The 22,933-nt window shown below is 70.3% G+C and carries 20 protein-coding genes; all 20 read right to left on the bottom strand.

What is annotated here, in order from left to right:
• Positions 1 to 129 precede the first annotated feature (129 nt).
• The 20 genes from argF to ACIOHC_RS13145 all read right to left on the bottom strand — a co-directional run bounded on the left by argF (position 130) and on the right by ACIOHC_RS13145 (position 22,385).
• Positions 130 to 1,146 (bottom strand): ornithine carbamoyltransferase, encoded by a 1,017-nt coding sequence (argF, locus tag ACIOHC_RS13240; protein WP_351075037.1) that lies wholly within the window; start codon positions 1,144 to 1,146, stop codon positions 130 to 132.
• A gap of 112 nt (positions 1,147 to 1,258) precedes the next feature.
• A complete protein-coding gene (locus tag ACIOHC_RS13235) occupies positions 1,259 to 2,494 on the bottom strand; it encodes an arginine deiminase (RefSeq protein ID WP_351075039.1) in 1,236 nt (411 codons plus the stop codon).
• 93 nt (positions 2,495 to 2,587) lie between these two features.
• Positions 2,588 to 5,161: a polynucleotide kinase-phosphatase gene (locus ACIOHC_RS13230; protein WP_351075041.1), complete on the bottom strand. Its 2,574-nt coding sequence runs from the start codon at positions 5,159 to 5,161 to the stop codon at positions 2,588 to 2,590.
• The gene (locus ACIOHC_RS13225; RefSeq protein WP_365693070.1) at positions 5,158 to 6,693 is read right to left on the bottom strand and encodes a 3' terminal RNA ribose 2'-O-methyltransferase Hen1; all 1,536 of its coding nucleotides are present in this window, start codon (positions 6,691 to 6,693) and stop codon (positions 5,158 to 5,160) included. The genes ACIOHC_RS13230 and ACIOHC_RS13225 overlap by 4 nt, the downstream gene beginning before the upstream one ends.
• A 52-nt stretch (positions 6,694 to 6,745) precedes the next feature.
• Positions 6,746 to 7,711, bottom strand: a complete 966-nt coding sequence (gene mmuM, locus ACIOHC_RS13220) for a homocysteine S-methyltransferase (RefSeq protein ID WP_351075043.1) — start codon at positions 7,709 to 7,711, stop codon at positions 6,746 to 6,748.
• 78 nt (positions 7,712 to 7,789) lie between these two features.
• Entirely contained in the window at positions 7,790 to 8,713 is a 924-nt protein-coding gene (locus ACIOHC_RS13215) for an LLM class F420-dependent oxidoreductase (RefSeq protein ID WP_401842741.1), read from the bottom strand.
• A 146-nt stretch (positions 8,714 to 8,859) separates the two neighbouring features.
• On the bottom strand, positions 8,860 to 9,396 hold the full coding sequence (locus tag ACIOHC_RS13210; RefSeq protein WP_351075045.1) for a DUF6099 family protein: 537 nt from the start codon (positions 9,394 to 9,396) through the stop codon (positions 8,860 to 8,862).
• 124 nt (positions 9,397 to 9,520) lie between these two features.
• Complete coding sequence (locus tag ACIOHC_RS13205) at positions 9,521 to 9,889, bottom strand: nucleotide pyrophosphohydrolase (RefSeq protein WP_351075046.1); 369 nt, start codon at positions 9,887 to 9,889, stop codon at positions 9,521 to 9,523.
• Positions 9,886 to 11,187 carry an ATP-binding protein gene (locus tag ACIOHC_RS13200; protein ID WP_401842739.1) on the bottom strand — a complete coding sequence of 434 codons (1,302 nt, stop codon included), beginning with the start codon at positions 11,185 to 11,187 and terminating at the stop codon, positions 9,886 to 9,888. The genes ACIOHC_RS13205 and ACIOHC_RS13200 overlap by 4 nt, the downstream gene beginning before the upstream one ends.
• A gap of 193 nt (positions 11,188 to 11,380) precedes the next feature.
• The gene (locus tag ACIOHC_RS13195; protein WP_351075050.1) at positions 11,381 to 11,779 is read right to left on the bottom strand and encodes a cell division protein SepF; all 399 of its coding nucleotides are present in this window, start codon (positions 11,777 to 11,779) and stop codon (positions 11,381 to 11,383) included.
• Between the two features lie 104 nt (positions 11,780 to 11,883).
• A complete protein-coding gene (locus ACIOHC_RS13190) occupies positions 11,884 to 13,158 on the bottom strand; it encodes a cytochrome P450 (RefSeq protein ID WP_389636228.1) in 1,275 nt (424 codons plus the stop codon).
• Positions 13,155 to 13,769: an ATP/GTP-binding protein gene (locus ACIOHC_RS13185; RefSeq protein WP_351075052.1), complete on the bottom strand. Its 615-nt coding sequence runs from the start codon at positions 13,767 to 13,769 to the stop codon at positions 13,155 to 13,157. Before ACIOHC_RS13185 ends, ACIOHC_RS13190 begins: the two co-directional genes overlap by 4 nt.
• Positions 13,747 to 14,100 carry a DUF742 domain-containing protein gene (locus ACIOHC_RS13180; RefSeq protein WP_351075053.1) on the bottom strand — a complete coding sequence of 118 codons (354 nt, stop codon included), beginning with the start codon at positions 14,098 to 14,100 and terminating at the stop codon, positions 13,747 to 13,749. Before ACIOHC_RS13180 ends, ACIOHC_RS13185 begins: the two co-directional genes overlap by 23 nt.
• Positions 14,097 to 14,522 carry a roadblock/LC7 domain-containing protein gene (locus tag ACIOHC_RS13175; RefSeq protein WP_351075054.1) on the bottom strand — a complete coding sequence of 142 codons (426 nt, stop codon included), beginning with the start codon at positions 14,520 to 14,522 and terminating at the stop codon, positions 14,097 to 14,099. The genes ACIOHC_RS13180 and ACIOHC_RS13175 overlap by 4 nt, the downstream gene beginning before the upstream one ends.
• Positions 14,519 to 15,883, bottom strand: coding sequence for an ATP-binding protein (locus ACIOHC_RS13170; protein WP_351075055.1), 1,365 nt, complete (start codon positions 15,881 to 15,883; stop codon positions 14,519 to 14,521). The genes ACIOHC_RS13175 and ACIOHC_RS13170 overlap by 4 nt, the downstream gene beginning before the upstream one ends.
• Positions 15,884 to 16,104: 221 nt before the next feature.
• Positions 16,105 to 17,106, bottom strand: coding sequence for an MBL fold metallo-hydrolase (locus tag ACIOHC_RS13165; protein WP_351075056.1), 1,002 nt, complete (start codon positions 17,104 to 17,106; stop codon positions 16,105 to 16,107).
• Positions 17,107 to 17,442: 336 nt separating this feature from the next.
• Positions 17,443 to 18,615 carry a Gfo/Idh/MocA family oxidoreductase gene (locus ACIOHC_RS13160; protein WP_351075057.1) on the bottom strand — a complete coding sequence of 391 codons (1,173 nt, stop codon included), beginning with the start codon at positions 18,613 to 18,615 and terminating at the stop codon, positions 17,443 to 17,445.
• A 105-nt stretch (positions 18,616 to 18,720) separates the two neighbouring features.
• Entirely contained in the window at positions 18,721 to 20,361 is a 1,641-nt protein-coding gene (locus ACIOHC_RS13155; protein ID WP_351075058.1) for a hypothetical protein, read from the bottom strand.
• Between the two features lie 54 nt (positions 20,362 to 20,415).
• Positions 20,416 to 21,375: a carbohydrate ABC transporter permease gene (locus ACIOHC_RS13150; protein ID WP_351075059.1), complete on the bottom strand. Its 960-nt coding sequence runs from the start codon at positions 21,373 to 21,375 to the stop codon at positions 20,416 to 20,418.
• Positions 21,372 to 22,385: an ABC transporter permease gene (locus tag ACIOHC_RS13145; RefSeq protein ID WP_401842735.1), complete on the bottom strand. Its 1,014-nt coding sequence runs from the start codon at positions 22,383 to 22,385 to the stop codon at positions 21,372 to 21,374. The genes ACIOHC_RS13150 and ACIOHC_RS13145 overlap by 4 nt, the downstream gene beginning before the upstream one ends.
• Between the last annotated feature and the right edge of the window lie 548 nt (positions 22,386 to 22,933).

The following is a 22,933-nucleotide window of genomic DNA, read 5'->3' as shown; positions in this document are numbered from 1 at the left end:
GGGGACTCCGGGCGCCGGTGACGCGCACGAAAATGGGGTTCGAGCGTGCGAGCTCGAACCCCACCGAGAGGCAACATATTAGTCACCTCAGTGCATGTTCACCCAATCAGGTGCATGTTCATGCAGTGCTCAGCCCGTGGTCGCCGGAGTGGCCAGGGTTGCCACCAGAACGGCCTTGATCGTGTGCATCCGGTTCTCCGCCTCGTCGAAGACGACCGAGTGCGCGGACTCGAAGACCTCGTCGGTGACTTCCAGCTCCGTCAGCCCGTGGGCGGCCTCGATCTCCCGCCCGACCTTGGTGCCGAGGTCGTGGAAGGCTGGGAGGCAGTGCAGGAACTTCACGTCGCCGTTGCCGGTGGCGCGCAGGACGTCCATGGTCACGGCGTACGGCGCGAGGGCCTCGATGCGCTCGCCCCAGACCTCCTTGGGTTCCCCCATGGAGACCCAGACGTCCGTGGCGACGAAGTCCGCGCCCCGCACGCCCTCGGCGATGTCCTCGGTGAGCGTGACGGTCGCTCCGCTCACCCCGGCCAGCCGACGGGCCTCGGTGACGATCTCCTCGGCCGGCCAGTACGCCTTCGGCGCGACGATCCGCACGTCCATACCCAGCAGTGCGCCCGTGACCAGGTAGGAGTTGCCCATGTTGAAGCGGGCGTCACCGAGGTAGGCGAAGACGATCCGCTCCAGCGGCTTCTCGCTGTGCTCGGTCATGGTGAGGACGTCGGCGAGCATCTGGGTCGGGTGCCAGTCGTCGGTGAGTCCGTTGAAGACCGGGACGCCGCCGTGGGCCGCCAGCTCCTCGACGGCCGCCTGGCTGTCGCCGCGGTACTCGATACCGTCGAACATCCGGCCGAGGACGCGAGCGGTGTCCTTCACCGACTCCTTGTGCCCCATCTGCGAGCCGGAGGGGTCGAGGCAGGTCGTGGAGGCACCCTGGTCGGCCGCGGCCACCTCGAAGGCGCAGCGGGTGCGGGTCGAGGTCTTCTCGAAGATCAGCGCGATGTTCCTGCCGCGCAGCCGCTGCACTTCGGTCCCCGACTTCTTGGCGGCCTTGAGTTCGGCCGCGAGGTCGATCAGGCCGCGGAACTCCTCGGCCGTGAAGTCCAGCTCCTTGAGGAAGTGGCGGCCTGCGAGGTCTATGGCCATGGGACTGCTCCTGGGTAGGGCGGGGATCGCGCGTACGGTATCCCTGGAAGTATATACGACACTCTGCATCGCTATACGAAGCATTCCCCTTGCACGGACGCATGCGCCCCGGTCACCGGACCGGGTCGCGCACCACGGGGCAGCTCATGCAGCGGGGGCCGCCCCGACCGCGGCCGAGCTCGCTGCCGGGGATCTCGATGACCTCGATGCCCTCTTTGCGCAGATAGGTGTTGGTGGTGGCGTTGCGCTCGTACGCGACGACGACACCCGGCTCGACCGCCAGCACGTTGCAGCCGTCGTCCCACTGCTCGCGCTGGGCCGAGTGCACGTCCTGCGTGGCGGTCAGAACCCGGATGGAGTCCAGCCCCAGGGCGTGCGCGATCGCGTGGTGCATGTGCTCGGGCCGATGGTCGGTGACCTTGAGGTCCCTCGGACCGTCACCGGGTTCGATGGTGTACGAGCGGAGCATGCCCAGACCCGCGTACTGGGTGAAGGTGTCGCCGTCGATCATGGTCATGACCGTGTCGAGATGCATGAACGCCCGGCGCTTGGGCATGTCGAGCGCCACGATCGTGTGCGCCGATCCGGCATCGAACAGTCCGCGGGCCAGCATCTCCACCGCCTGCGGGGTGGTGCGCTCGCTCATCCCGATGAGTACCGCGCCCCGGCCGATGACCAGGACGTCGCCGCCCTCGATGGTGGAGGGGTAGTCGTCCTGCCCCTCCGACCAGTGGTGGAAGGCACCCGCGGCGGGGCCGGTGAACAGGGGGTGGTGGCGGTAGATCGCCTCGAAGTGGACGGTCTCGCGCTGCCGGGCCGGCCAGCGCATCGCGTTGATGGACACCCCGTCGTATATCCACGCCGAGGTGTCCCGGGTGAAGAGATGGTTCGGCAGCGGACCCAGCAGGAAGTCGTCCAGGCCCATGACATGGAAGCGGACGGAGGTCGGCTCACTGTGCCGTTCCAGGAACTCCCGCTTGGTCATCCCGCCGACCAGCGCCTCGGCCAGTTCCCCGCTCGGCAACTCCTCGAAGGCGGCCCGCAGATGCTCCGTGGCGAGCGGGCCGTACTCCTTCTCCTCGAAGACCCGGTCCAGGACGAGCCGTCTGGCCACGGGGATCTCCAGCGACTCGCGGAGCAGATCACCGAAGAGGTGCACCTCCACGCCCCGGTCGCGCAGCACGTCCGCGAAGCCGTCGTGTTCCTGGCGGGCGCGGCGCACCCAGAGCACGTCGTCGAACAGGAGCGCGTCCTTGTTGCCGGGGGTGAGCCGCTTCAGTTCCAGATCGGGGCGGTGCAGGATGACGCGGCGCAGCCGCCCGGCCTCGGAGTCGACATGGAATCCCATGACTCCATCCTCACCGTGCGGAGCACCGTTCACCCGGCGAATCGCCAGCGGATTTTCCGATGTTCGCACCGAAACCCCCGCCGACGACACGGCCTACAACCGCGGGTCGACCGGCTCCGACTCCAGGGCCAGTACCGCGAACACCGCCTCGTGGACCCGCCACAGCGGCTCCCCGTCGGCCAGCCGGTCCAGGGCTTCGAGCCCCAGCGCATACTCCCGGAGCGCCAACGACCGCTTGTGGCCGAGGAACCGGCCGCGCAGCCGCTCCAGATTCTCCGGGCGGGTGTACTCGGGGCCGTAGATGATCCGGAGGTACTCCCGGCCGCGCACCTTGATGCCCGGTTGGACCAGCCTGCCCCTGTCGTCGCGTACGAGCGCGGCGAGCGGCTTGACCACCATGCCTTCGCCGCCGCGTCCGGTCATCTCCAGCCACCAGTCGATACCGGAACGCACCGATGCCTCGTCACCGGTGTCGACGACGAGCCGACGGGTGACCTGGAGCAGCCCGGTCGGGTCGTGCTCGACCAGCCGGTCGAGCCAGGCCAGCTGCTCGTCGTGCGGGACGGCGGCCAGCGAGCGGCCTCGCACGGCGAGGATCTGGAACGGCGCGAGTCGCACCCCGTCCAGTTCCCGGGTGCTCCAGCAGTAGCGGCGGTAGGCCTCGGTGAAGGCGGCCGCGTCCTCGGCCCGGCCCCGCTGGCGGTCCGCGAGAGCGCCCACGTCCACGCCGCGGGCCGCCGCTGCCGCGAGGGCCGCGCCGGCCGCCGGGAAGACGGCTCCGGATGCCGCGCCGACCGCGGCGTACTGCGAGCGCAGCAGCCCGGCCGCCTTGAGGGACCACGGCATCAGCTCGGCGTCGAGCAGGACCCAGTCGGTGTCCCACTCCTCCCAGAGACCGGCGGCGGTGACGGCGGTGCGCAGCCTGCCGAGGATCACCTCGGTGAGCGCGGCGTCGTCGAGGAACGGCCGGCCGGTGCGGGTGTACAGCGCCCCGGTCGGACTGCCCGCACCTCCAAAGGCGTCGGAGGTGTCCCCCACCCCGAACCGCTCACGGGCGGCGTCCGCGTCCCGGCAGACGAGCGCCACCGCGCGCGAGCCCATGTGCTTCTCCTCGCACACGACCTCGGTCACGCCGTCCGCCCGGTACTGGGCGAAGGCCTCGGCCGGGTGCTCCAGATAGCCGTCCTCGCGCGAGGTGGCGGTGGGCGCCATGGTCGGCGGGAGGTAGCCCAGCAGCCGCGGGTCGACGGCGAACCGGCTCATGACTTCGAGCGCCGCCGCGGCGTTCTCCTCACGGACCGAGACACGGCCCATGTGCCGGGTCTCCACGATCCGGCGGCCGTGCACGTCCGCGATGTCCAGCGGCCGGCCCTCCCTGCCACCGGGTGCCTCCTGGTGGAGCGGCTTGACCGGCTCGTACCAGACCCGCTCGGCGGGTACGTCGACGAGCTCGCGCTCCGGCCAGCGCAGCGCGGTCATCTTCCCGCCGAAGACCACACCGGTGTCCAGGCAGATGGTGTTGTTGAGCCAGGAGGTGCTGGGCACCGGGGTGTGACCGTAGACCACGGCGGCACGGCCGCGGTACTCCTCGGCCCACGGGTAGCGCACCGGCAGTCCGAACTCGTCGGTCTCGCCGGTGGTGTCCCCGTACAGCGCGTGCGAACGGACCCGCCCGGAGGTGCGCCCGTGGTACTTCTCGGGCAGTCCGGCGTGGCAGACGACGAGTCCTCCCCCGTCGAGCACGTAGTGGCTGACGAGCCCGTCGATGAACTCCCGCACCCGCTCGCGGAAGGCGGGGTCCTTCTCGTCCTCCCGGTCCAACTGCTCGATCGTCTCGGCGAGTCCATGGGTGTGCTGGACCTTGCGGCCCTTGAGGTAGCGCCCGAGCTTGTTCTCGTGGTTGCCCGGTACGCACAGGGCGTTGCCCGCCGACACCATGGACATGACGCGGCGCAGTACCCCGGGGCTGTCGGGGCCGCGGTCCACGAGGTCGCCGACGAAGACCGCCGTACGCCCTTCGGGGTGCGCGCCGTCGACGTAGCCGAGCTTGCCGAGCAGGGCTTCCAGCTCCGAGCTGCAGCCGTGGATGTCGCCGATGATGTCGAACGGGCCGGTGAGGTGGCGCAGGTCGTTGTAGCGGCGCTCCAGCACCACTTCGGCGTGCTCCACCTCCTCCTCGCTCCGCAGGATGTGCACCTTGCGGAAGCCCTCGCGCTCCAGACCGCGCAGCGAGCGCCGCAGTTCGCGACGGTGGCGCTGGATGACGTGGCGCGGCATGTCGGTGCGGTCGGGGCGGGTCGCGTTGCGCGCGACACAGACCTCTTCGGGCAGGTCGAGGACGATCGCGATCGGCAGCACGTCATGGCTCCGGGCCAGTTGGACGAGCTGTCTGCGGCTCTCGGACTGGACGCTGGTGGCGTCCACGACGGTCAGCCGCCCGGCGGCGAGCCGCTTGCCGACGATGTGGTGCAGGACGTCGAAGGCGTCACGGCTGGCGCCCTGGTCGTTCTCGTCGTCGGCGACGAGGCCGCGGCAGAAGTCCGAGGAGATGATCTCCGTGGGCTTGAAGTGCGCGCGGGCGAAGGTGGACTTGCCGGAGCCGCTGGCTCCGATGAGGACCACGAGGGAGAGGTCGGTCACCGGCAGTTTGCGCGAAGTACTGGTCATGCGGCTTTCGCCTCCTTCCCGGTCTCGTTCATGGACTCGTTCGTGGTCGGATTCCCGGACCCGTCCCTGCTGCGGGTCGGGGATCCGTCGGCTGCGGTCATCGTGAACACGGCCATCTGTGTGGGCGGCCCCACCTCGGGGTCGTCGGGCCCCACGGGGACGAATTCGACCCCGTACCCATGTCGCTGCGCCACCTCCCGGGCCCAGGCACGGAACTCGGCCCTGGTCCACTCGAACCGGTGGTCGCCGTGGCGCACATGCCCGGCCGGAAGGCTCTCCCAGCGCACGTTGTACTCGACGTTCGGCGTCGTCACGAGCACGGTCCGCGGCCGGGCCGAACCGAACACGGCGTACTCCAGCGCGGGCAGCCTCGGCAGGTCGAGATGTTCGATGACCTCACTGAGCACGGCCGCGTCGTACCCCTTGAGCCGCTTGTCGGTGTAGGTGAGCGAGCCCTGCTGGAGCGTGACCCGTCCGGCCTGCCGCTCCCCCATCCGGTCCAGCTTCAGCCGCCGCGAGGCGATGGTGAGCGCGCGCATGGAGACATCGACGCCGACGATCTGTGTGAAGCCCGCGTCCTTGAGCAGTGCCTGCACCAACTGGCCCTGGCCGCAGCCCAGGTCGAGGACCCGGTTCGCGCCGGCGGCGCGCAGTGCGTCGAGGATCGCGGTGCGCCGCTGCTCGGCGAGCGGCAGCGGCCTCTCCTCGGTGTCGCTCGTCTCGTCCACGGCGTTGTCGATGCTCTCGACGTCGAGGTCGTCCGACTCGGCGAGCCTCACCAGTTCGAGCCGCTGCATCGCCTGCCGGGTCAGTCCCCAGCGCCGGGACAGATAGCGGCTGGTGATCAGCTTCTGCTCGGGGTGGGCGGCCAGCCAGCCCTCACCGGCCCGCAGCAGCTTGTCCACCTCGTCCGGAGCGACCCAGTAGTGCTTGGCGTCGTCGAGCACCGGCAGCAGGACGTACAGCTGCCGCAACGCGTCCGTCAGTCGCAACTCGCCTTCCAGGACCAGCCGTACGTACCGTGAGTCCCCCCACTCCGGGAACCGCTGGTCCAGCGGCACGGCCACGGCGTCCACGCTCGTCCAGCCGAGCGGCCCGAAGAGCTTGCGTACCAGTTCCGCTCCGCCGCGCGCCGGCAGTGCCGGTACCTCGATCCGCAGCGGAAGCGGCGTCTGCGCACGTTCGGGCCGTGCGCGGCACACACCGTTCAACGCGGACTTGAAGACGGCGCTCATCGCCACGGAAAGCAGCGACGAGGCCGCGTACGGGCGATCGTTGACGTACTGCGCGAGGGCCGCGTCGGGGGCGCCGCCCCGGCCCTTGCCCTTGCCGCGCCGCACCAGCGCCACGGGATCCACCTCCAGCAGGAGCGCCGCGGTGCAGCGCTCGGCGGATGCCTCGGGATAGAAGACATGCGCGGTGCCGTGGGAGGTGGAGAACGTCTGCGCCTTCTCGGGGTGCTTGTGCAGCAGAAAGCCGAGGTCGGTCGCGGGACGCTCCGGATCGCCGGTGGTACTGATCGTCAGGAACACACGTCCGAGTATGGTCCGGTTCACTCGTGCCCCACCAGGTATTTTCGCGTGTCTACGGCTCGGTCGTCCCTCCTCTCCCGCCGCCCTCCGTCGCTCCGCCGAGCAGCCCGGCCAACTCCGCGACGGTCTCCGGGCCGACCCGGCAGCAGCCGCCCACCAGCCGGGCGCCGGCGTGCTCCCAGGCCCGTACTCTCCCGGGATCGAACGTGGGGCCGCCGACCCACCTCCGGCCCCCGGCATCCCACCGTTCACCGCTGTTCGGATAGACGACGACCGGTTTCCCGGCCACCTCCGCCGCCTGCCGCACCGCCTGGTCCGCATCCGCCGGGTCACAGCAGTTCACCCCGACGGCCAGCACCCTGTCGTGTCCCGAGGCGACGGCGAAAGCGGTCTCCAGCGGCTGCCCCGCCCTGGTCCGGTCCCCCGACACGCTGTACGAGAGCCAGACGGGCAGCCCGCACCCTTCGACGGCCCGCAGCAACGCCTCGGCCTCGTCGATGTCCGGCACCGTCTCCAGCGCCAGCACATCGGGCCCGGCGGCGGCCAATGCCTCGACCCGGGGCCGGTGGAACCGCTCCAGCTCCCGGACGGAGAGCCCGTAGCGGCCCCGGTATTCGCTGCCGTCCGCCAGCACCGCCCCGTAGGGACCCACCGAGGCGGCGACCCAGACCTCCCGCGTCACCCCGCCTGCGGCCCGCCGCGCCAGCCGCACGCTGCGGTCGAACAGTTCCGCGGCCCCGGCACGCCCGATCCCCCTCCGCTCGAATCCCTCGAAGCTCGCCTGGTAACTGGCCGTGATGAGCACCTGTGCGCCCGCCCGCACATAGGCCCTGTGAGCCGCCTCGATCTGCTCCGGTCCGTCGGCCAGCAGCCGGGCCGACCACAGGGCGTCGGACAGATCGCAGCCCTGCGCCTCCAACTGGTTGGAGAGACCGCCGTCGAGCAGCACCACCCCCTCGGACAGGGCACGGTCGAGCGCACGGGCAGGCGGGCCATCGGCCGGCGGGACGGGCTGCATGACCGGCTCCCTCCTGAGCCGGGTGCTGAACCGGCTCGTGTGTGCGGCGTACGGTGGCCGATCGCCCGGCCCACCGGCTCAGGTGAGCTGGGACTGGACCTGCGAGGAGATCAGCTCCAGGTGTTCCAGGTCGTCCAGGTCCAGGACCTGGAGGTAGATCCGGGACGACCCGATCGCGCCGTAGCGGCCGATCTTGTCGACCACCTCGGCCGGCGAGCCCGCGAGGCCGTTCGCCTTCAGTTCCGCCACTTCACGGCCGATGGCGGAGGCCCGGCGCGCCACCTCGGCGTCGTTCCTGCCCACGCAGACCACCAGGGCGTTGGAGTACACCAGGTCGTCCGGTCCGCGACCGGCCGCCCTGGCCGCCTCCCTGACCCGGCCGAACTGCTTCTCGCTGTCCTCCAGCGACGCGAACGGGATGTTGAACTCGTCCGCGTACCGGGCCGCCAGCCGCGGTGTACGCGTCGCACCGTGGCCGCCGATCAGGACCGGCACCTTGGCCTGCGCCGGCTTGGGCAGCGCGGGTGAATCGGTCAGCTGGTAGTACGTGCCGTCGAAGCTGAACGTCTTGCCGATCCCGGTCGCCCACAGCCCGGTGATGATTTCCAGCTGCTCCTCCAGCCTGCCGAACTTCTCCTTGGGGAACGGAATGCCGTAGGCCTTGTGCTCCTCCTCGAACCAGCCCGCGCCGAGGCCGAGCTCGACACGTCCGCCGGACATCCGGTCGACCTGCGCGACCTGGATGGCGAGCACGCCGGGGAGCCGGAAGGTACCCGCGGTCATCAGCGTGCCGAGGCGGATCCGCTTGGTCTCGCGCGCCAGCCCGGCCAGAGTGATCCATGCGTCGGTCGGGCCCGGAAGCCCGTCCCCGGGTCCCATCCGGAGGTAGTGGTCGGACCGGTAGAAGGCGTCGAAGCCGAGGTCCTCGGTCGCCTTGGCGACGGTGAGCAGGGTGTCGTAGTCGGCCCCTTGCTGGGGCTCGGTGAAGATTCGAAGATCCATGCATCCATCCTGCACCTCCGAACGCCGGTCGCTCCTCCCCTCCCTCCCACCCGCCGCCACCGTCGGATTCCCGCACGGTCACGTCCCTCCGGTCCGAGACGTCTCGCCCCCGCCCCCGCCGTCGTCGCTTGCGCGGTCCCCCGCCGTCACGGCCGGCCCGCCGCCGAGCCCGCCGGTCCACGGACCGTGTCGTACGGGCCGTCGCGCCCCCGGCCGCGCTCCAGATCCTGCTGCCGTTCCCGGTCCTGCTCGTCGAGACGACGGAGCATTCCGTGCACCCGGTCCATGGACTCGTCGGCCGCGTCGATCGCCTCCATGCACTGCCAGTAGAGCCCCTGCTCGTCGGTCTCGCAGGCCACCCCGACCAGAGCCATCCCCACCTCCCCGAGCAAGGCGCCCAGCCCCGTCAGTGTCGCCCGCGGTTCGACGAGCTCGGAGAGCTGCGCGGCCCGCGCCACCCCGGCCCGCGCCGCCGGGTGGTCCAGCGCGCCGCCGCACCTCCCGCCGATCTCGCTGAGTCCGCGTGCCTCGCCCCGTAACTCCTTGGGGCCGTCGGCCGCCAGTCGGCTGCCGATCGCCTGAGCGAGCGCCTGGGCCTGCCATGCCTCCGCGATGATGTCCGGCGTGCCCCGGCTCTGCGCCAGGGCACGCCGACTGACCCCTACAAGCCGCTCCGCTTCCATGCGTTACCCCCGTCCGTACGAAAAGCCGCTCAACTCATTCATTACCCACAGTGAGGGCGTCGGCACCGAAAAGCCAGGGGAATTCGGAAATCTGTGGACACGAAGCCAACCGTGAATAAGTTGATCACTCCGAAGAGTGACGATCCTCGGATTCCGGAGGCTCCGAGCGCTCCGAAACCGGGAATCTGGCCTCATTCCGGTCGATCTTCTCCGACAGCGCCGCCAGCGCGTCGATCCCCAACACCTCGCAGAACTGCAGCAGATACGCGAGGACATCCGCGACCTCGTCCGCCACCCGGTGCGCCGTCTCGGGCCTCTCCATCACCCTCGCCGACTGCTCGGGCGTCAACCACTGGAAGATTTCGACCAGTTCGGACGCCTCGACGCTCAGTGCCGCCGCCAGGTTCTTCGGGGTGTGGTACTGACCCCAGTCCCGTGCGGCCGCGAACGCGGCCAGCCGTTGCTGCAGGGCCCGTACATCAAGTTCTGTCACGGTTCCAGGTCTACCACCGTCACCCCGGGCGTCTCCCGGGCCCGTACCGCAGCCGATTCCGTGATCGTCCCCACCAGCCTGAGGTGCCCGGCCGCCCCGACCGGTACCGCCAGAGCCAGCAGTTCGCGCAACTGCCGTCCGTCCAGGTCACGATCGAGCCCGTCGGCCAGCACGGTGAGGGTCTGCATGGCCGCCGGCACCTCGCCCGCCGCATCCACCGCCAGCACCTCGGGGCCGTTGAGCAGCACCAGGGCCAGTGCGAGATATCTCAACTCGCTGTCGCCGAGCCGGCCGACCGGTGTGACGCCTCCGTCGCCGCGCCCCACCGTCGCGCGCAGCAATCCGTCGGCGAGCCGCTCGACGCCCAGTGCGGTGACCGGCCCCGCACATCCGGCGTGAGCGGCCGCGACCAGCCGGGCATGGCGTTGGCCGCACTGCGTGTACGTACGTTCCAGCACCGCCGCGAGGTTGTCGCAGCTCCGACGCAGCCGGCCGTCGCCCGCCGGGACCGGGGCCCGCATCCGCAGCGGCTGCGGTTCACAGGCGAAGACCGATCGCAGCGCCACGACCATCTGTTCAGCGGCGGCCAGGACCTGTAATTGCCCCTCGGTCCTGCCCGCCACCCGCAGCGGGAGCAGGGATGTTCCGAGGCGGTCGTCGGGCAGCGGGGCGCGTGTCACCGGGACGGCCCCCGCGGTGTGCCAGGCCGCCTGGACCGTCGAGCGCCCCGGATCGCGCAGGGCGGTCGACAGCAGGGTCTCGCCGCCGCCGGTGAGCCGTTCTCCGACGATTCGGAGCGTGGGCTCCGCCTGGACGGCGACATCGAGCCGCACCGGGCCCGCCGGACCGTCCGTCGTGCAGCCGATCCGGAATCCGCGACGGCCCTGCGCATCGGCCGTGGCGCCTTCCGGCACACACCCCGCCGGGTCGGGGAACACCTCGTCGAGCGGGTCCCCGGCGCCCAGCCGGGCCAGAGCCTCGTACGCCCGCAACACAGTCGACTTGCCGCTGCCGCCGGGCCCGGCGAAGAGGGTGACCGGGGCGACAGGGAAGGCGGCACCCCGGTGCGAGGCGTAGGCGGACAACCGCAGTTCCGTGACGACGGGCCCGGCGGAACGGACAGGTCCGCCGGACCGCGACGCGGCCCGCGGGCCGACCCGCCTACCGGAAATCGCGGAGGCGGGGCCGGGCGTGGGCGTGCTGCCCACAATCGCGGGAGCGGGACCAGGAGCGGGACCGGTCGTGCCGGTCGTGCCGGTGGGGGGCGGCGGGGTGGTCCCCGGGCGGAGTGCACTCATGGGCGGACCGTAAGCAGGCCGTGGACCGGAGAACCGTTCCGCCTTAACGACCTTCCTACGATCGGGCTACGCCGATGCGGCAACCCCGCGCGAACCGCATTCCCACGATCAGGGGACGTCCACCGTCATGCCCCTCCCGGCCCTCGTCCGTCCCGGCCCGACGGCCGCCGTCGCCACCCGCCCAAGGACCCTCCTACGGACCGGGCACGCCCGCCGCCGTGACCCCCTCGACCTCCATGCCGACCGGTGACAGCAGGAAGACGTTCCGGTCGACCCGGTGCATCCCGCTGCCGAGTCCGAAGACGACCCCGCTGGTGAAGTCCAGGATGCGCTTGGCCACATCCGTCTCCGCGCCGGTCAGATCCAGCAGCACCGGGACCTGTGCGACCAGGTACTCCGCCACCTCCCGTGCGTCCGCGAAGACCTGGACCCGCAGCACGACGAGGCGCCGCTGTTCGGCTTCCGCTCCTTCGTCGGGGACCGTACGGTGATCGACCCTGGACGGCCACTCGTTGCGGCTGCGCAGAGGTACGACCTGGGCAAGCCCCTCCCACTGCTCGTCCGTGACGTCGTACCTGTCGTACCTGCTCACCGGACCACCCCGTCTGTGCCTCGGTCGGCGTTGCGCCGGCTGCGCTCGCTGTTCATCGGGCAATTCTCTCGTCCCTCACCCGTTCGGCGTACCACCGACACGGTTCACGGGCTGATCGACACCGCCGAAGGCCCGTCCGACGCGCCGTCCGAGGCTTCGCGCCGGTCCGTTTCCGCCGTCATGTCGACGGGGGTGAAACGTACCGGAAGGCGCACCAGTGCGCGGTGGAAGGGGCCCGGCCGCCACTTCAGTCCACTGACCGGAACATCCAGTTCCACGTCGCACAGCTGACTGGTGAGCTGTTCGATCGCGGTCATGGCGATGAGCAGTGCCGGCTGCTTGGCAGGGCATCGGTGCGGCCCGGCCGACCAGGCCAGATGAGCGCTCGTACCGGAGCCGACCCCGGGGTCCGAAAGACCGGGCGGAGACTGGCTGTTGGCTGCGGCGTAGGAGACCAGGAGCAGCTGGCCGGCGCGCAGTCGGACGCCGTGGAACTCCGTGTCGCGGCGCGGGTAGTGGGCCGCCAGATTGGCCAGCGGCGGGTCCTGCCAGAGGACCTCGTCGATCGCCTCGTACGCCGTCATCGCGCCGCCGTGCAGCGAGCCGGTGTCACGCGTGTCGGTGAGCATGTGCAGCAGGGCGTTGCCGATCAGATTGGTCGTCGGATCGTGGCCGGCGCTCATGATCAGAGTGATCTGACGCACAGTCTCGTCATTGTCCAGAGCGGCCGGGTGCGCGAGGAGGTACGAGGTGAGGTCGCGGCGCGGACGGGCGCGCCGGTCGGCGACGAGGTCGGTGACGACCTCGACGAGATCGGCGTACGCCGTGGCGGCGTCCTCGGCGGAGTTGAACATGCCGCCGATGCCGTTGACGATCCGTTCGCCGTCGCCGGGCGGCACGCCGAACCAGGTGACGAAGACGTGCAACGGGAGCCGCCGGGCGTACTGGGCGATCAGGTCGCCGCCTCCGGTGGCGGCGAATGCGCGGATGAGCCGCCGGGCGACCCGGGCGACCTCTGCCCGCAGGATGTGCGGCTCGATCAGGGCGAGGCCGTCGTTGATGGCGTCGCGGTAGCGGGCGTGCACGTCGCCGTCGCTGAAGAGCGCGGTGGGACGGTAGCCGAGCATGGGCAGCACCGGCGAGTCCTCGGGGACGGTGGCCTGCCAGGCGCGCGGGTCCTTGGTGAAGGTGTGGGTGTCGCGCAGCAGGTCGACGGCGGCCTGGTAGTCGGTAACCAGCAGTGCGTCGATGCCGGGGGCGAGCCGGACCGGGGCGAGAGGGCCGTGCGCGCGCAGGCGCCGGTAGTGGCTCTGCGGGTCGGCGGCGAAGTCCGAGCCGTACAGCGCGAGGGGCTGCGGCGGCTGTACGGGCGATGTCATGACGGGTCCTCTGGCCGGGGCAATCGGGTCAGCACGTGCTCGGCCAGCGCGATCAGCGCGTCGATGCTGCCGCGGCGTTCGCGGGCGTCGCACTGCACGAGCGGGGTCTCGGGGGCGAGGTCGAGATGTTTGCGCAGGACCTCGTCGGTGTGGGCGGGGGCGTCGGGGAAGCGGTTGACGGCGACGGCGTACGGCAGCCCCTGCTCCTCGACCATGTCCATGACCGCGAAGGAGTCGGCGAGCCTGCGGGTGTCGACCAGGACGAGGGCGCCGAGCGCGCCGCGCGCGATGTCCTCCCAGAGCGGGAGGAACCGCTGCTGGCCCGGGGTGCCGAACATGTAGAGCACCAGGTCGTCCAGGACGGTGAGCCGGCCGAAGTCGATGGCGACGGTGGTCGTGGTCTTGTCCGGCAGCCCCGCGGTGTCGTCGAACCGGGTGCTGGACTGGGTCATCGCCTCTTCGGTGTGGAGCGTGGCGATCTCCGACAAGGTGCGGATCAGGGTGGTCTTGCCCACGCCGAAGGGACCCGTGACGACGAGCTTCATCAGGGTCCGGGCGGCAGGTGGCAGATAGCCGATGCCGGTGCGGTCAGTGGAGGGAGCGGAGTCCAACGAGCAGCCTCTCGACGAGCGACCGGTCGATCTCCCCGGCGCTGGGGATGGGCGGTCGGGTGTGCAGATGTCCGGCGGCCGCGAGGTCCGTGGCCAGGAAGACGGTGGCGCTGACCGGCAGGTCCAGGTGGGCCGCGCATTCGACGACGGTGAGCGCGCCCGGTTCGAGCAGCTCGCACAGCCTGCGCTGCTCCGAGCCGGTGTCCGGGGGCAGGCCCGTGCCCGTGCGCACGAGTACGGCGAGCCGGTCGAGGGCGGGACCGGCGGGCCGGGTCCGGCCGCCGGTGACCAGATAGGCGGGGATCAGACGGCGTCCGGGGCCGGGGGTCATGGCCGGGCGTTGGTGTCCGGTTGGCGGGCGGGTGCGTTCATGGCCCGGGTCAGGGCGGTGACCTGCACCTGCATCTGGTAGGCGATGTCGCCGAGCTTTGCTCCGGGTTCAGCGAACAGGGCGAGGGTGGTGTTGTTCCCGGCCGGTACGACGATGGCGAAGCCCTGGTCGGACTCGACGACCGTCTGGGCCGGCCGCGGTGCCTCGACGCCGGTGAAGGCCGTGGTGAACGCGCGGGCCGCGGCGTGCAGCGTGGCGGTCATGGCGGCTACCCGTTCGCCGGACGCCCGGTCCAGGCCGGGCGACGCGCCCTCGACGAGGCCGTCGCCGGTGGCGACCACCGCGTGCTGGACCCCGGGCAGCTCCAGCAGGGGTGTCAGCACCCAGGCGAGGTCACCGGTGGTGGGGGTGGGGGCGCTCACTTCTCGTCGTCTCCTTGGTCGTCGTGGTCGTCCGGATGGTGGTCGTCCGTTGCCGGTGCGGGTGGCCGGCCGGCGACGCTCCTGCCGTTGAGGGTGCCCTGTTGGAGTGCCGCCCAGGAAGCCCCGGCCTGTTCGGGTGTACGGGACACCTCTTCCCGGCCCCCGGTGTCGGCGACGGGCGCGGGCCCGGCCGGGGTCGGCCGGGGTGACCGTCGGCGCCGGCTGGGCAGTTCGACGGGGAGCGGTGCGGGAGCGGGGTCCGGCGCGGCGGAGGTGGCGGCGGGGGCAGGGACGGGCCGGGAGGGCTGGGCCTGCACCGGCTTCGGGGCGAGTGCGGAGAGGCCGTGGTCGTCCTCCAGCACGGTCAGCAGATGGGCGGGGACGCGCAGGATCGTACGCATTCCGCCGAACGGCGACGCCTCGATGTGGCAGTGGAAGCCGTACTGCACGACGAGTCGGCCGACGACGGCGAAACCGGTCTGCGGTGGGTCGCCCAGCTCGGTCAGGAGCACTTCGGACGGACCGGCCAGCAGGGCGCGGGCCCGGTCGAGCGCATCGTCGTCCATGCCGATGCCCGCGTCGTCGACGACCAGGAACGCGCCACGGCCGCCGCTCTGCTGGACGGTCACCTGAACATCGGTGTCGGGGTGCGAGTACGCGGTGGCGTTGGCCAGCAGTTCGGCGAGCGCGATCGCGAGGGGTTCCGCGGCACGGGCGACGAGTGCGAGCCGTTCGTCGCGCAGGTGATTGGCGACCTTGATCCGCTCATAGCCCGCGACCCGGGACTGGGCGCCGAGCACGACCTCCACCAGCGGCGAGTTCTGGCGGGCGAGGCCCGGCCAGGCGTCGCAGAGCACGGCGGTGGACTGGGTGCGCCGCAGCGCCAGTTCGTTACGGAAGTCCAGCTGCAGGATCCGCGGGTCGTCGTACTCGTGCTGGAGTTCGTGCAGCAACTGCTGGGACTGGTTGAGCAGGGACTGGATCTTGGCGGAGGTGCCACGCATCGCCGCGCGGGCGGCCGCGTCGACGCGGCCGCGCTCCTCGACGACCGCCGTGCGGGCCGCCTGTACGGCCTCGGTGAGCAGCCGGGCGGAATCGCCGTCGACCCCGGCCGCCTCCCGCAGTCCCGGAACCGGGGCGGAGGGGTGGGAGAGGGCGAGCGCGGCGGCCGGTATTCGCTTGTGGGCCAGCTGCCGGATCTCCTCGATGAGGGCAGCGGTACGTGCCTCGGCGGACTTCGACTGCCGTTCGGCCAGCTCGGCGCGGGCCACGGCCAGGTGCTCCGAGCGCGCCGCGTTCTGCGCGCGGACCGCTGCCGCCACGGCCGCAGCGACGGCGATCACCGCCACGATCCATCCCATGCCGTCACCGCGTTTCTGTCGTCGAATCGGTCTTCCAGCCCAAGCCGCGGCGGAAGCTCCGCTTACGGCCTGGTGCTCGATGGCGAGCGGGCTCCCGGCGCCATGCGACTTTGCCTCCGGCGTTGTCGTCGGTCGACGACGCTCCGCGTCGCCTCCCCCGCCTTGGATCCGAAGCCGCATGACACCGCTCCCTGATCCACTCCCCATCGGGCACCAGGCCGTTACTGCTCCACCGGACCGGCCGGCTCACGGGACTGTTCCATTTCCTGGGCGAGCACGGCGACATCGGTCATCACCTGGAGCACTCCGGGCAGTTCGGCGTCGTCGAGCTGCCGGTACTCGCTGCCGATGGTCACCACCAGCCGTTCGGGGAGCCCGAGCTCCGGGTGGCGCCCCTCCCCGATGACCCGGCGGGCCGCCTCGAGCGCGGGGACCCCGGCCGCGTGGAAGGCGTGGGCGCGCTCGCGCACGTACTCCAGGTACACGATGTGATCGCGCACCCCGGCCGGGTCGAGGACGGGTCCGTGTCCCGGCACGATGATCTCGGCGCCGGTGGCCAGGATCCGCTCGCAGGCCGCGATCACGTTGCTCAGCGGTCCCGCCCAGTGCACGGGGTGGTCGCCGGGCCGGTCCGGTGTGGAGGAGAAGATGATGTCTCCGCTGAACACGGCGCGCTGCGCGGGCAGATGGACCATCAGGTCGCCCGTGGTGTGCGCGGACGGCAGGGCGGAGAGCTGGACCGGGTACTCCCCCAGGGTCAGTTCGAGCTCCCCGGTGAAATAGGTGGTCGGCTGCACCGGCTCGGTCCGCGACCAGTCGAAGGGGCCGAAGTGACGTCCGAGGTAGGCCCCGAGCGCGGTGGCCCGGTCCCCGCCGGCGACGAGGGCGTGCTGCTGCTGCGGAGTGGGCTCGTAGTGGATGTGTTCCCGGGCCTCGCGGGTCGCGATGATCTCCGCGTCGGGGAGCACGCCCGCCCCCCAGAAGTGGTCACCGTTCGCGTGCGTGACGATCACCCGGTCGATGGAGACACCGTCGGGCAGCCGCTTCACGGATTCGGCCAGGAACTGGCCGGCCAGCATGGTGTCGTAAGGGGTGTCGATCCAGAGGGCGCCGCGGGGCGAGACGAGCAGACCGCAGTTCGCCAGCCCCCAGCCCCGTTTCGGCGGGAGCCATGCGTACAGGCCCCGCCCCAGGTCAACGACGTCTCCACCGGTGATCGACATGGACGCGATTATGCCGACCGCGATCCGGCCATGCGTTCGAACTCGGCCACCACAAGGTCTCATTGGCGTGAAATCGCCGCTCGCGCCACTCGGTACCGACGGCTCGGTGACCCTGCGAGACCAGCACCCCGCATCCCCGCAGGGCACCTTCCGGACGAACACCACCAATTCACCCAGGGCCGCCGCTCACCGCCCTGGTCGCCTTCCGGGGCCCCACCGAACGGGAATGCACCGATTACCCACCGAGCATGGCCGAAAACAATCGCACCAGGACCTCCGGCGGTGGCGCCCGAGAGCGCTGTCGCCGGAGGTCCCGAAACGTCTCTGCCGCTCCTGTCAGCGGACCTGGCCGCGTTCGAAGTAGGCGATCAGCTCCGGGTCGAGGGCCGGCACGTCGTACGGCGCACCGCCCTCGCGCAGGGAACGCGTCGCGAGCACACCGGCGGCGACGCTCATCCGGGCGGCGACCGGCGAGGTGTCGGTGACGCCCCCGTCACGCACGAACCGGCAGAACTCCTCCATGATCCGGGTGTCCCCGCCGCCGTGCGAACCGCCGGCGTCCGGCACCCGGTAGGTGATGTCGGCGTCGCCGCGGTATCCACTGGGCCCGGTGTTCCAGACCTTGACCTCGTCACCGGGGCCGTCACCGAAGTTCTCCAGTCGGCCCTCGGTGCCGATGACGGTGTAGTTCCGCCAGTAGTCCGGGGTGAAGTGGCACTGCTGGTAGGCGGCCACGACGCCGTTGTCGAGCTGCATGTTCATCACCGAGACGTCCTCGACGTCCACGATGTGGTGCAGGTCCTTACGGGCCGTCGGCGGCCAGTCGAACTCGCGCAGCCAGTTCGCCGGGCGCGGGGTGTCGGGCTCGCGGCGCGGCAGGTCGCCGTAGACCAGGAGGTCGCCCAGCGCGTTGACGCGGCGGGTGTAGCCGCCGGCCAGCCAGTGCAGGACGTCGATGTCGTGGGCGGCCTTCTGGAGCAGCAGGCCGGTGGTGCGGGTCCGGTCGGCGTGCCAGTCCTTGAAGTAGTAGTCACCGCCGTAGCCGACGAAGTGCCGCACCCACACGGCCTTGGGCTCACCGATGTCGCCGCGGGCGATGATGTCGCGCATCAGCCGCACGACGCCCATGTGGCGCATGTTGTGCCCGACGTACAACCGGGTTCCGGTCTCGTACGCGGCGCGCAGGACGTTGTCGCAGCTCTCGACCGTGATGCCGAGCGGCTTCTCGACGAAGACCGCCTTGCCGGCCCGGAGGGCGTCGATGGCGATGGTCTCGTGGGTGTCGTCCGGGGTGGCGACGATGACCGCGTCGAGGTCGTCCCGGTCGAGGAGCTCCTTGTAGTCCTCGACCGCGACATCGGTGCCGAAGCGCTCGGCCTCACGTCGGCGCACCTCGGGGTCGAGGTCGCAGACGGCGGTGATCGCCGAACCCTCCGAGGGGTGGTGGGCGGACATCGCGATGGAACGGCGCAGGCCGAGCCCGATGACGCCGAGTCGCAGGTCTGACACGGTGGTCCCTTCTGTCTGTGCTGGTGGTGCGGGCGTGTGCGCGGTGAGGGAGCGGACGGGTCCGTACCGGTGGGTGCGGCCCTGTCCGCGGTGGTGCGGCCGGGACTACTTACCGGCGAGCGAGGCCTCGTACTCGGCGCGCATCTTGTCACCGCCGCCGGAGCGCCACTTGCGCAGCTCCTCCTTGTAGGCGGAGATCGGCTTGCGGCCCGCGATGATGTCCTTCTGGACGTCGCTCATCGCCGTGGTGAGCGAGGCGCCCTTGCTGGTGTACGTGTCGGAGAAGTGGCCGCTGACCGGGCTGGACTGGTTGATCTTGAGGAGCTCCTGCTGCCAGCCGTGGATCCGGCCGGCCAGCTCCGCCTTGCCGGGCAGGTAGATGTACTCGGGACCGGCGGCCAGGAAGGCGAGCGGCATGGCGGTGGTGACCGCCTCGGCGTTGCCCTTGTCGGTGAGCTCGACGTCACCGGCGGACGTACGGGTGAAGTGCTTGCCCTCGATGCCGTTGTCGAGGAAGAGCCGCTCCTCGGTGCCGAAGGGCGCGGCCAGGTAGTCGAGCACGCCCAGCAGCATCTTGACCCGCTTGTCGTCGGCCTTCTTGCTGATGGCGGTGTAGCCGACGGAGCCATATCCCATGCTGTACCGCGGGTTCGCGCCGGGCTTGGCGGCGAAGGGCACGATGACACCGAACGGGAAGTCGTACGTCTTGACGTCCACGAGGAAGCTGGGGAAGGACTGCACGTAGGCGCCCAGCGAGCCCTGCGCCATCTTCTCCATGGTGGTGGAGAGGTTCGGGTCGGGCCAGAAGAGACCGGCCTTGGCCACCTTGACACCGAACGCCAGGGCCTCCTGGTACTCCTCGGTCTCGTACATGTGGGTGAGCTTGCCGCCCTCCAGCCGCCAGCTCGCGGGGGCGCCGAACCACTGGCCGAACATGCCGACATGGTTCACGTACGCCGGCTCCAGGACGTACTTGTTGCGCTTCGCGTCGAGAAGCTCCTTGCCCTTCGCGAGAAAGTCCTCGGCGCTGGTGAACTCGGCTCCGCCGACCGGCTTCCAGAAGTCCTCGTTGACGACGTAGACCTGGCCCATGGAGCCGTAGGCGACGGTGACGCCACGGATCTTGCCGTTGATCACGGCGGTCTTCCAGGCGGTGGTCGGCAGGTTCGCCAGGTTGGGGTAGGCCTTGACCGCGTCGCCGGACAGATACGGCGTGAGGTCGTGGAACTTGGCGTCGAGCAGTTCGGGCACACGCTGGATGCCCTGGTTCGGGGGGAACCAGACCAGGTCGGGGATGTCACCGCTGGCCATCATGGCGTTGAACTTGGTGAGGTAGGCGTCGACGCCCTGGTCGACGACGATCGTCATGTCGAACCGCGCCCCGAGACGCTTGTTCAGCTCCTGCCAGTAGGCGTTCTTGGCCTGCGGCGGCGCGGGCGTGGTGAACGTCTCGGTGAGGGCCGTGATGCGGCTGCCGTCGCCGGGCGCCTTGGCCACGGACCTGGTGAGCTTCTTCGGGTAGCGCAGATACGTGGCGTCCAGCCCGGCCGCGTTGCCCGCGAGGTCGGCCGGAGCGGTCTGCGCGGCGACGTACGTCGGGAGCTTCAGCTTGGCGGACGCCTTGGCTCCGCCCTTGCTGACGGTGGCGCCGCTGCCGCATGCGGTCAGGGACGTCAGACCGGCCACGGTCAGGCCGGCGATCCCCGCCGCGCCCATGAAACCGCGCCTGGACAAGTTGGTGGACATGGGGGTGCTCCTTGAAGTGTGTGAAGTGCGTGGGGCGATGTCCGGGTGGGCGGATCAGCCCTTGATCGCCCCGGTGAGGACGCCCTTGACGAAGAACTTCTGCAGGAAGGGGTAGACGCAGAAGATGGGCACGATGGCGATGATCAGTACGGCCATCTGCAAGGAGGTCGCGGGCGGCACCGCGTGGACGCCCATGGCCTGTGCGTTGATGCTCTGGCCGTTGAGGACGTAACTGCGCAGGATCACCTGGATGGGGAACTTGCTGGAGTCGTTGAGGTAGAGGACCGCGTTGAAGAAGCTGTTCCAGTAGCCGACCGCGTAGAAGAGGCCGACCACGGCGAGGACCGCCTTGGAGAGCGGAAGGACGATTCGCAGGAGCACGGTCAGCTCACCCGCGCCGTCGATCCGGGCGGCGTCGTACAGTTCCTCGGGAATGCTCTGGAAGAACGAGCGCACGACCACGATGTTGAACGCGTTGAGCAGTACGGGAAGGATCAGCGCCGCGTAGGTGTCGAGCATCTTGAACTGCTGGACGGCCAGGTACGTGGGGATGATGCCCGGCGCGAAGAGGAACGTGCCCAGCACCAGCAGCAGGATCGGCTTGCCGAGGACGGTGCCGGGTCGTGAGGTTCCGTACGCGATCATCACCGTGCACGCCAGGCTCAGCGCGGTGCCGATCAGCGTGATGCAGATGGAGACCAGGGCGGCCTGGGTGACCACTCCGCCGGAGAGGATGACCCGGTAGGCCTCCAGCGTCGGGTGCTTGGGCAGCAGGACGTAACCGCCGTTGGCATTGAGCTCCTCGCGTCCCGCGAGGCTGGTGCCGATGGCGAGGACGAACGGATAGAGCACGATCACGGTCAGGACGACCAGCGCGGCCGCCTTGGCGCCCTGCCCGTACCAGTGGGGCCGCTCCATCCACGGCGGGCGGCCGGAGGAGGCTCCGCGGCGCTCGCCGCCACGGGGACCGAAGCGGGCGGTTCGCAGCCGTGACGCAAGGGTCTGCTGACTCATCGGTACACTCCCTGCTCACCGAAGCGGTGGGCCAGCTTGTTGGCGGCGAGGATGAGGGCGAATCCGATGACGCCCTTCATGAGACCCGCGGCCGTACTCATCCCCCAGTCGCCGTCGATGACGCCGTGGAAGTAGACATAGGTGTCCATGACTTCGGAGGCGTCCGGACCGACGGCGTCGCGCTGCAGGATGATCTGCTCGAAGCCGACCGAGAGGATGTCGCCGAGGCGGAGGATCAGCAGCATGAGGATCACCGGCCGGATGCCCGGCAGGGTGATGTGCCAGATCCTGCGCAGCCAGCCGGCCCCGTCCATGGCGGCGGACTCGTACTGCCCCATGTCGATCGAGGCGATGGACGCCAGGAAGATGATCGTCCCCCAGCCGCAGTCCTTCCAGATGGCCTGGGCGGTGATCAGCAGCTTGAAGGTGCCCGGGTCCGTCATCACGTTGCCGATGTTGACCCCGTGCTCCATCAGGAGCGTGGTGACCGAACCCGCGCCACCGAGCACCTGCTTGAACATCGCGACCACGACGACCCAGGACAGGAAGTGCGGGAGGTACACGACGGTCTGGATGAACCGCTTGATCTTCTCGCTGATGAGCGAGTTGAGCAGCAGTGCCAGCGCGATCGGCGCGGGGAAGTAGAGCAGCAGCTGGATCGCGGTGATCTGCAGGGTGTTGGAGACCGCGCTCCAGAAGTCCGGTTCGGCGAGCAGCGCGGTGAAGTTCGCGAGCCCGACGAACGGGCTCTGCTTGAAGCCCAGGAACGGCTGGTAGTCCTGGAAGGCGATGACGTTGCCCGCGAGCGGCAGGTAGAAGAAGAGCGCGAAGTACAACACCCCCGGCAGGCAGAAGAGCAGCAGCGCTCTGTCCCGCTTGAGACGGTGCCGGAGCGGCTGCCGTCGTATTCGTATGTCTTTGCGCTTCTTCCCGGCGGGTCGATCCGCGTCGTCGCGGTCATGGGGCTGCGGCACAGGCGACCGCACGGCCGAGACCGGCGCATCTGCCATCGTCACAGGCACCTCCAGGGCTGATGGAGCAAGGGAGCGTCCCGCGCATCCACGGAGGCGGCCCGCACCGTCGTGGGTGTGGCCTGCGCTCCTTCGCGGCAACAGGCACATAGTTCACGACGCTGCACCTGGATGGCAAGACTTGTTCATTTCACAGAGGTAACGAACATCTATTGGCATAGAAAAAGTTTCCCTGCGAGCCCGAGACACGCGCCGAGCGGTCGCACAAGACCCGATATAGGGCACAGAAGCGGCACAGAAGTGGCAGCGAACGATCCATCAGGAGCCCCGGGCTGCACGGCCGGTTCCGGTCAGAAGGCAATCCTGAGTGCTCGATCATGCACCGAAGATCACCTCTGCCGACATTCTCAAGCAGACACGGTCGGTGCAGGCATGCTCCTCCCGCCGCCTCCGTCCGGCTCCGGCCACACGCACACGAAAACGGCGGGGGGCCCCCCCCCCGGGGGGGGGCCCCCCCGGCGGGGGGCCCAGCACAAGGCGCAGTCGGGGGCGCCCGCGCCCCGGGCACGGGGGGGGGCCGCCGGGGC

Origin of the sequence: Streptomyces sp. NPDC088252, assembly GCF_044740965.1 — a bacterium.
GTDB lineage: Bacteria > Actinomycetota > Actinomycetes > Streptomycetales > Streptomycetaceae > Streptomyces.
This window is presented reverse-complemented; position numbering and strand designations above follow the sequence as displayed.

Excerpts from the sequence above, each read along its gene's own strand:
- argF (WP_351075037.1), bottom strand. The coding sequence starts at position 1,146 with ATGGCCATAGACCTCGCAGGCCGCCACTTCCTCAAGGAGCTGGACTTC.
- ACIOHC_RS13145 (WP_401842735.1), bottom strand. The coding sequence starts at position 22,385 with ATGGCAGATGCGCCGGTCTCGGCCGTGCGGTCGCCTGTGCCGCAGCCC.
- ACIOHC_RS13215 (WP_401842741.1), bottom strand. The coding sequence starts at position 8,713 with ATGGATCTTCGAATCTTCACCGAGCCCCAGCAAGGGGCCGACTACGAC.
- ACIOHC_RS13180 (WP_351075053.1), bottom strand. The coding sequence starts at position 14,100 with ATGACCCCCGGCCCCGGACGCCGTCTGATCCCCGCCTATCTGGTCACC.
- ACIOHC_RS13155 (WP_351075058.1), bottom strand. The coding sequence starts at position 20,361 with ATGTCCACCAACTTGTCCAGGCGCGGTTTCATGGGCGCGGCGGGGATC.
- ACIOHC_RS13200 (WP_401842739.1), bottom strand. The coding sequence starts at position 11,187 with ATGAGTGCACTCCGCCCGGGGACCACCCCGCCGCCCCCCACCGGCACG.
- ACIOHC_RS13170 (WP_351075055.1), bottom strand. The coding sequence starts at position 15,883 with ATGGGATGGATCGTGGCGGTGATCGCCGTCGCTGCGGCCGTGGCGGCA.
- ACIOHC_RS13190 (WP_389636228.1), bottom strand. The coding sequence starts at position 13,158 with ATGACATCGCCCGTACAGCCGCCGCAGCCCCTCGCGCTGTACGGCTCG.
- ACIOHC_RS13165 (WP_351075056.1), bottom strand. The coding sequence starts at position 17,106 with ATGTCGATCACCGGTGGAGACGTCGTTGACCTGGGGCGGGGCCTGTAC.
- ACIOHC_RS13235 (WP_351075039.1), bottom strand. The coding sequence starts at position 2,494 with ATGGGATTCCATGTCGACTCCGAGGCCGGGCGGCTGCGCCGCGTCATC.
- ACIOHC_RS13150 (WP_351075059.1), bottom strand. The coding sequence starts at position 21,375 with ATGAGTCAGCAGACCCTTGCGTCACGGCTGCGAACCGCCCGCTTCGGT.
- ACIOHC_RS13210 (WP_351075045.1), bottom strand. The coding sequence starts at position 9,396 with ATGGAAGCGGAGCGGCTTGTAGGGGTCAGTCGGCGTGCCCTGGCGCAG.
- mmuM (WP_351075043.1), bottom strand. The coding sequence starts at position 7,711 with ATGCAGCCCGTCCCGCCGGCCGATGGCCCGCCTGCCCGTGCGCTCGAC.
- ACIOHC_RS13230 (WP_351075041.1), bottom strand. The coding sequence starts at position 5,161 with ATGACCAGTACTTCGCGCAAACTGCCGGTGACCGACCTCTCCCTCGTG.